This window comes from Methylobrevis pamukkalensis (assembly GCF_001720135.1).
Taxonomy (GTDB): Bacteria; Pseudomonadota; Alphaproteobacteria; order Rhizobiales; family Pleomorphomonadaceae; genus Methylobrevis; species Methylobrevis pamukkalensis.
In genome coordinates this window covers 1-6,573 of the sequence record NZ_MCRJ01000164.1, presented here as the reverse complement: position 1 = coordinate 6,573, position 6,573 = coordinate 1, and the positions used below count along the sequence as shown (strand labels likewise).

Sequence of the window (6,573 nt, the reverse complement as noted above, 5' to 3'; positions counted from 1 at the left end):
TTCTCAAATGGTATTGACCCACGCTTTTTGGATCGTTGCATTGGTCGAAGTGTTTACGGATCAGGAGTATCCTTCTCCTGGCGACGGGCGGAGAGCCGCGGCTGCATGGCGGCCGGAGACGGCGCCCCGAGCCGGAGGGGCTCGCTTGGACGACATACGCTATCTCGAATACAAGATCCTGCTGCGGCCGGAACGCTTCTTCCATCCCTCGCAGTTCGAGGTCTACTGGCACAAGATCGTGCGGATTGCCGGCGACCACGGTATCGGCGTGACGACGGCGGAGAACGGCTTCAAGCGCCATGTGCGCGAGGTGCTGTTCTACGACACGCCGGACTTCGATCTCTACCGCAACGCCTTCATCCTGCGCCGGCGCACCTTCTATGACGACGGCTGGCCGGCGCCCGAACACGAATTGACCTTCAAGTTCCGCCATCCCGACCTTGACGAGGCAGCCAAGGTGGACGTGACGCCGCGGCTGTCGGGCGAGGCGAAGATCAAGTTCAAGTGCGAGATCCTGCCGCTCGCGAGCGGCATCGGCGACGCCCGCCATCTCTATTCCCACAACTGCGTGCTGATGACGCCGGGCCTCGTGCTCGACCAGGGGCTCGACCGGATCGCCGGCGTGTTCCCGGCGCTGGCGCCGCTGTGCGCCGGGGAAAAGCCGGTGTCGCTCGTCAACAACCTCGCCGTCGAGGAGGTGGAAGTGACTCCCGGCCGGCTCGACTTCGGCCGGGGCATGACGGCGAAGGCCACGGTGGCGGTCTGGCGCGACCGGGCGAGCGAGCGCACGCTGGTCGGCGAGTTCGCCTTCCAGGCCCGGTTCGCGCATCTCGAGGACATCGGCCGCAAGGCGATGAAGCGCGCCGCCGACTTCTTCCTCGCCGTGCAGCGCGGCACCGAGGAATGGATCCAGCTCGGCACGACCAAGACCGCGCTCGTCTACGGCTTTGCCGGTCGGCCGGTGGGCGGGCACGAATGAGCCGAATCCCGGCGGCGCCCGCCACCCCCGCGACATCGGATCCCGCCACCCCCGCGACATCGGATCCCGTCCGCCGCGTCGGCTTCGGCGCCCTGTTCCTCGCCTTTTTCGGCGTCGGCGCCACCGCGTTCGGCGGCGGCGTCGTCGCCTATCTGCGCCATGCGCTGGTGACGCGTCGCGGCTGGATCGGCGACGATGGCTTCATGTCCGCCCTCGAGGTGGCACAGGCGCTGCCGGGGCTCAACGCCACCAACCTCGCGGTGATCGTCGGTGACCGCCTGCGCGGTCCGCGCGGCGCCATGGTCGCGCTTCTCGGCATCGTGCTGCCCGGGGCGGTGGCCGTGATCGGGCTTGCCGCCCTCTACGCCGCCCACGCCGCCGATCCGCGCGTCAACGCCGTGCTGATCGCGTCGGCGCGGCGGCGGTCGGGCTGCTGGCGGCCACCGTGGTCCAGATCGGCCGGCGGCAGGTGCGGGGCCTTGCCGACGGCGCCATCGCCGTTGCCACGGTGGTTGCGGTCGGCGGGTTCCAGCTGTCGTTGCCGCTGGTGCTCCTCACCCTTGGTCCGCTGGCGGTGATGCTGCATCGGCCGCGGCGGTCCGGCGCGGATGCGGCGCGGCCCGCGCGGGACGACCGGCCATGAGCGGGGAGGGGGGCGGCGCGGGCAGCGTGTTCGCGGTGTTCGCACTGCTGTCGGTGATGGCGGTGGGCGGCGGCGCGGCGGTGCTGCCGGAGACCCATGCGCTGGTGGTCGACCGCCACCACTGGATGACGGCCGAGGCCTTCCGCGACGCCTACGGCCTCGGGCAGGTGGTGCCGGGGCCGAACATGCTGATGGTGATGGTGATCGGCCATCAGGTGGCCGGCCTGCCGGGGGCGCTTGCCGCCTTCGCCGGCTTCTTCCTGCCGGCCTCGGCCATCGCCTTTGCCGCCGGCCGGCTGTGGAACCGCTTCGCCGGCTCGCCCTGGCGCGACGCGGTCGAGCGGGGCCTTGCGCCGGTGGTGGTGGGGCTGATGGCCTCGGGCGTGCTCGCGATCGCGCGCACCGCCATCGACGGCCCGGCGACGCTGGCGATCGCCGTGGCGGTCTTTGCCGGGGTGCTGGCGCTGCGCCGGGTCAATCCGGCGCTGCTGGTGCTCGCCGGCGGCGTCGTCGGCCTGTTCCTCGGCCTTGCCGGCTGAGCAGGGCGTCCCCTTCAGGCCTCGAAGCCGCCCCAGACCTTCATCGCCTCGATCACCGGGGCGACGTCGGCAAGACGGCGCACGACGGTCTCCACCCCCGCCTCGGTGAGCGCGTCGGCATGGCCCGGCCACGAATGGCTGGCGCCGGTGAAGCCGATCACGCGCATGCCGGCGGCGACGGCGCCCTGGGCACCATGGACCGAGTCTTCCACCACCACCGCCTCGTGCGGCGCGACGCCGAACACCTCGGCCGCATGCAGGAACACGTCGGGCGCCGGCTTGCCGCGGCCCTGCCGCACTTCCTTGGCCGAGAAGATGTAGGGCTTGAAGCGGTCGTAGAGCGCCGTGGCGCCCAGCGAGAGCTTCAGCCGCGCGCTGGTCGAGTTGGAACAGATGCAGCGCGCATCGTCGAGCCGGTCGAGCAGTTCGTGGACGCCCTCGATCGCCTTGACGGTGGCGATGCGGCGGTCGATCTCGCGTCGGTGCGGGTCTTGAAATCGTCGGGCAGGCCGTAACCGAGTTCCTCCTCGATGATCTTCTGGATCTCGAGGCCGGGCAGGCCGGCAAAGCGCACGTTCACCTCCTCGGGGGTGATCGGGTAGCCGGCCTCGGCGAACATCGCCGCATTCACCTGCGCGGCGATGATCTCGGAATCGACGAGCACGCCGTCGCAGTCGAAGATGATGAGCATCTGGGGTCCTTCGTCGATCCTGTTCCGGCGCCCTGATTAGCGCGAAGCGCGGGGCCGTGGCCTGCGTCCCATGCAGGGCGGCCCTGCACCGCGCGGGGCCGCCCGCGCGCTGGGTGGAGGGACGGCATTACTGGAAGGCGGTCTCCATGAAGCTGCGCAGCTTGCGCGAATGCAGGCGCTCGGGCGGCATCGCGCGCAGGCGTTCCATGGCGCGGATGCCGATCTCCAGATGCTGGCTGACCTGGGTGCGGTAGAAGGCGCTGGCCATGCCCGGCAGCTTCAACTCGCCGTGCAGCGGCTTGTCGGACACGCACAGCAGCGTGCCGTAGGGCACGCGGAAGCGGAAGCCGTTGGCGGCGATCGTCGCCGATTCCATGTCGAGGGCGACCGCGCGCGACTGCGAGAAGCGCTGCACCGGCTCGCGGTGGTCGCGCAGTTCCCAGTTGCGGTTGTCGATGGTGGCGACGGTGCCGGTGCGCATGATCCGCTTCAGTTCCCAGCCCGACAGGCCCGTCACCTCCTCCACGGCCTCCTCCAGGGCCACCTGCACCTCCGCCAGCGGCGGGATCGGCACCCAGGCCGGCAGGTCGGCGTCGAGCACGTGGTCCTCGCGCACATAGCCGTGAGCGAGCACGTAGTCGCCGAGCTTCTGGCTGTTGCGCAGGCCGGCGCAGTGGCCGAGCATCAGCCAGGCATGGGGCCGCAGCACGGCGATATGGTCGGTGATCGTCTTGGCGTTGGACGGGCCGACGCCGATGTTGACGAGGGTGATGCCGGAGCTGTCCGGGCGGATGAGGTGATAGGCCGGCATCTGCGGAAGGCGCGGCGGTGCCTCGCCGGAAACGGGCGCCCGGTCGCCGGAGCGGGTCAGGAGGTTGCCGGGCTCGACGAAGGCGACATAGTCCGATGTCCCGCCGGCCATCAGCTCGCGGGCGCGCACGGCGAATTCGTCGACGTAGAACTGGTAGTTGGTGAAGATCACGAAATTCTGGAAATGGCGCGGCGCCGTGGCGGTGTAGTGCTGCAGCCGGTGCAGCGAATAGTCGACCCGCGGCGCCGAGAAGGGCGCGAGCGGCAGCACGTCGCCGGGCTTGTAGTCGGCGGTGCCGTTGACGATCGCGTCGTCGGTGATCGACAGGTCCGGCACGTCGAAGATGTCGCGCAGCGGACGCGCCATCGCCTCCACGGCGGCGCCGTCCACATGGCTGCCCTCCGGGAACGCGAAATGCAGCGGGATCGGCACGTCGGATTCACCGATCTCCACGCAGACGTCGTGGTTGCGCATCAGGAGGCCGATCTGCTCGACCAGATAGTCGTGGAAGAGATCGGGCCGCGACAGGGTCGTGGCATAGACGCCCGGGCCCGGCACATGGCCGTAGGACAGACGGGAATCGATGTGGGTGAAGCTCGTGGTGATCAGCCGCACCGCCGGATAGCAGGCGCGGATCCGATCGGGCGCGGCCGCGCCGGCCACGACCGCCGCGAAGGCCTCGCGGATGTGGCGGGTGTTGGCGTCGTAGATCGCTTCCAGCCGCGCGACCGCCTTGTGGGCATCGTCGAAATCCTCGAAGGGAAACGGCGTCTGGACCGGCAGTGTCGTCATCTGGCGTCCCCTCGTTGCGGCGCCGGACCTCGTCCCCGGCACGGAGTCGGTATAGCGCGAAAATCCGCATTTGCATCCGCCCCCGCGCAGCGGGCGCGGCTCGCGCCTGCGGGCAGGACCTGCCTCCGAGGGCGGCGCCATGGAGAACGTGGTAAACAAACCATTGACAACACGGAGAAATCTCCGTTCGGGGCTTAACCCGCAATTTACCATGCAGACCGCACGATGACTTCGGGCCGGGTGACCCGGCGGTTCCTGTTTCTGCGTAAGGTTCGTGACCATGAGTGTTTTGCGTCAGCGGGCGGCCTTGCCGTCCGGGTCCGACTTCGGAGCTGCACCGGCAAATGCCGGAACGGGGCGCCCGGCCTGGCTCGACCAGATCATCGTCGGCGATTGCGTCGCGGCGCTGGAGGCGCTGCCGTCGGCGTCCGTGGACGTGATCTTCGCCGATCCGCCCTACAACCTCCAGCTAGAGGGCGCCCTGCATCGTCCCGACCAGTCGAAGGTCGACGCGGTCGACGACGACTGGGACAAGTTCGAGAGCTTCGAGGCCTATGACGCCTTCACCCGCGCCTGGCTTCTGGCCTGCCGCCGGGTGCTGAAGCCGAACGGCACGATCTGGGTGATCGGTTCCTACCACAACATCTTCCGCGTCGGCACCGTGCTGCAGGATCTCGCTACTGGGTTCTGAACGACATCGTCTGGCGCAAGGCCAACCCGATGCCGAATTTCCGCGGCAAGCGCTTCACCAACGCCCACGAGACGATGATCTGGGCGACGCGTTCGCAGGCCTCCAAGGGCTACACCTTCAATTACGAGGCGATGAAGGTCTTCAACGACGACACGCAGATGCGGTCCGACTGGCTGCTGCCGATCTGCACCGGCGGCGAGCGCCTGAAGAACGGGGAGGGCGACAAGCTGCACCCGACCCAGAAGCCGGAGGCGCTGCTCTACCGCGTGATGCTGTCGTCGACCAACCCGGGCGATGTCGTGCTCGATCCGTTCAGCGGCACCGGCACCACCGCCGCGGTCGCAAAGCGGCTCGGCCGTCATTTCGTCGGCGTGGAGCGGGATCCGGCCTATGCGCAGGCCGCGCGCGAGCGGATCGCCGCCGTGACCCCGGTTCCGCCCGAAGGCCTCGAGATGCAACGCCCGAAGCGGTCCGAACCGCGCATTCCGTTCGGCGCGGTGCTCGAGGCCGGCCTGCTCAGCCCCGGCGACGTGCTCACCGACGCCCGCGCCGCCATCGCGCCTGCGTGCGCTCGGACGGCACGCTGGAAGCGGCCGGCGCCACCGGTTCGATCCACAAGATCGGCGCCCATGTGCAGGGGCTCGACGCCTGCAACGGCTGGACCTTCTGGCACGCGAACCAGGACGGCGTGCCGCGCCCGATCGACGACCTGCGCGCCCGCATCCGCGCGGGGCTGGGTCTGGCGGGCTGAGGATGGGCTTGATGGGGGCAGGGCCCAAGAAGAGGCCGTGATGCCGTCCGCGGGGCCATGCTGCCTGCTCCGCAGGCGGCCTTCATGCCCATGAAACGATGGAGAGGAGCCGTCGCTGCCGGGCACTCGGGTACCGGCGGGCCCTTCGGTGGCTTTCCCCTCGTCCGTCGAGACAGTCGCCTCGCGCCTTCCTCAGGATGAGGGCAAAGAGCAACCCTTTGTTCAAGCCAGACGAATCGTCGAAGGTCTCATCCTGAGGAAGCCCGCAGGGCTGTCTCGAAGGACGAGGCCGGGTGCGCGGATGTCCGTCTCGCAGTTGGGCCGGACGGCCACTGGCGTACGTGCCCGTGACGATGGCAAGGTCCAAGACCCCCGCGACCAGATCTGCCTGATGACGGTTTCCGCCCCGATGCCGGACTGACCTGACCGATTTTGTTGGGATTTGAGGTTTTTGCAGGGACCCGGGATCCGGGCTGAAAGAAGCCGGCCTGCCCCGTCATGAAAAAGCCCCCCACCGCTTGCGGCGATGGAGGGCCCGTAACCAACAGATCGATAATACCAAAAAAAATTAAAAAAGCAGGTCGTATGAAACAAAACAGTTGCAGCCCATTGCCCGACATCATCCTTGCGGATGACGGAGTGCCGCTTTGCTGGCCACTCGTTCCCCCGACCTCCC

6 protein-coding genes and 1 pseudogene are annotated in these 6,573 nt (G+C 68.7%); 4 read left to right on the top strand and 3 right to left on the bottom strand.

What is annotated here, in order from left to right; genetic code table 11:
* The first annotated feature begins 145 nt into the window (after positions 1–145).
* The 3 genes from A6302_RS18770 to A6302_RS18760 all read left to right on the top strand — a co-directional run bounded on the left by A6302_RS18770 (position 146) and on the right by A6302_RS18760 (position 2,161).
* The gene (locus A6302_RS18770) at positions 146–979 is read left to right on the top strand and encodes a CYTH domain-containing protein (protein ID WP_069308312.1); all 834 of its coding nucleotides are present in this window, start codon (positions 146–148) and stop codon (positions 977–979) included.
* Positions 976–1,557, top strand: coding sequence for a chromate transporter (locus A6302_RS18765; protein WP_169833631.1), 582 nt, complete (start codon positions 976–978; stop codon positions 1,555–1,557). Before A6302_RS18770 ends, A6302_RS18765 begins: the two co-directional genes overlap by 4 nt.
* Positions 1,558–1,618: 61 nt before the next feature.
* Complete coding sequence (locus A6302_RS18760) at positions 1,619–2,161, top strand: chromate transporter (protein ID WP_069308311.1); 543 nt, start codon at positions 1,619–1,621, stop codon at positions 2,159–2,161.
* A 14-nt stretch (positions 2,162–2,175) separates the two neighbouring features.
* On the opposite strand, the gene A6302_RS25910 is transcribed toward A6302_RS18760, so the two are convergent.
* The 3 genes from A6302_RS25910 to A6302_RS18750 form a co-directional block, all read right to left on the bottom strand.
* Positions 2,176–2,586: an HAD-IA family hydrolase gene (locus A6302_RS25910; RefSeq protein WP_342586308.1), complete on the bottom strand. Its 411-nt coding sequence runs from the start codon at positions 2,584–2,586 to the stop codon at positions 2,176–2,178.
* A complete protein-coding gene (locus tag A6302_RS25905) occupies positions 2,526–2,852 on the bottom strand; it encodes an HAD family hydrolase (protein ID WP_342586307.1) in 327 nt (108 codons plus the stop codon). Before A6302_RS25905 ends, A6302_RS25910 begins: the two co-directional genes overlap by 61 nt.
* A 127-nt stretch (positions 2,853–2,979) precedes the next feature.
* The gene (locus tag A6302_RS18750; RefSeq protein WP_069308310.1) at positions 2,980–4,455 is read right to left on the bottom strand and encodes an AMP nucleosidase; all 1,476 of its coding nucleotides are present in this window, start codon (positions 4,453–4,455) and stop codon (positions 2,980–2,982) included.
* 280 nt (positions 4,456–4,735) lie between these two features.
* On the opposite strand from A6302_RS18750, the pseudogene A6302_RS18745 reads away from it, so the two are divergent.
* Positions 4,736–5,897 (top strand): annotated as a pseudogene (locus A6302_RS18745) (DNA methyltransferase).
* The last annotated feature ends 676 nt before the right edge of the window (positions 5,898–6,573 follow it).

Coding starts and splice junctions, on each gene's coding strand:
- A6302_RS18765 (WP_169833631.1), top strand. CDS start 976: ATGAGCCGAATCCCGGCGGCGCCCGCCACCCCCGCGACATCGGATCCC.
- A6302_RS18760 (WP_069308311.1), top strand. CDS start 1,619: ATGAGCGGGGAGGGGGGCGGCGCGGGCAGCGTGTTCGCGGTGTTCGCA.
- A6302_RS25905 (WP_342586307.1), bottom strand. CDS start 2,852: ATGCTCATCATCTTCGACTGCGACGGCGTGCTCGTCGATTCCGAGATC.
- A6302_RS18750 (WP_069308310.1), bottom strand. CDS start 4,455: ATGACGACACTGCCGGTCCAGACGCCGTTTCCCTTCGAGGATTTCGAC.